2 protein-coding genes are annotated in these 738 nt (G+C 61.9%); both read right to left on the reverse strand.

Annotation, left to right across the window (positions count from 1 at the left end; translation table 11 throughout):
* Positions 1-212: IS66 family insertion sequence element accessory protein TnpB (tnpB, locus tag ACI3KQ_RS15910; protein ID WP_404959314.1), on the reverse strand; the 212-nt coding region annotated here is incomplete at its 3' end.
* 26 nt (positions 213-238) lie between these two features.
* On the reverse strand, positions 239-661 hold the full coding sequence (tnpA, locus tag ACI3KQ_RS15915; RefSeq protein WP_404959316.1) for an IS66-like element accessory protein TnpA: 423 nt from the start codon (positions 659-661) through the stop codon (positions 239-241).
* Positions 662-738 lie beyond the last annotated feature (77 nt).

Consider the following 738-nt stretch of genomic DNA (forward strand, 5'->3'; position numbering starts at 1 on the left):
GCCCGGGGCCAATGAAAGCCTCCGGTCTGCAAGACCTTGCTCACAAGTACCAGGCCAGTGCCGTCCCAGACCAGCAGCTTGATCCTGTTCGCCCGCTTCGAGCGGAAGATGAAGACCACCCCCGAGAAGGGCTTGAGCCTGAGTTCATGCTCGACCAGCGCCGCCAGGCTGACGGCGCCTTTCCTGAAGTCGACCGGCTTTGTCGCCACCATCACTTTGAGCGGCCCTGGCGGGATAATCATCCCGACCGGCTCACAGCGGCGAGCACCCGGGCGATATGATCCTCGCTCGCGCCCGGCGGCACGTGGATCGCGAGGGCGGTCGTGCGGATCACGATCTCATCGCCTCCACCATCAGCAGAGCCCGCACCGCCCGCATCTTCGATCACCGCCGGGACAAAGCCCATCTTCTTGCTGCTCAGGCGTTTGCCCGGAATGCTGTCATGCCGCCATGCGTAGAGCTGCTGCGGCAGCAGCCCATGCGTTCGCGCAATTTCCGCGATGTTGGCACCGGGCTCAAAACTCGACGCTATGATCCTGGCCTTGGCCTCAGCCGACCAGCGACGCCGCATCGGCCCTGCTGGAATGACGTCCATACGCGAGGGCCGCTGACCCTCCTGCCTTTCGAAACCTGTTTCGAATGTTCTTACATCATCGGCCACTACGATACCCCTCAGACGAGGGGCGAAACATAGACAAATCAGCGCTTACGAAAATGTGGGGAGGTTTTTGCGCTTAC

Origin of the sequence: Sphingobium sp. ZW T5_29 (assembly GCF_044987515.1) — a bacterium.
GTDB lineage: Bacteria > Pseudomonadota > Alphaproteobacteria > Sphingomonadales > Sphingomonadaceae > Sphingobium.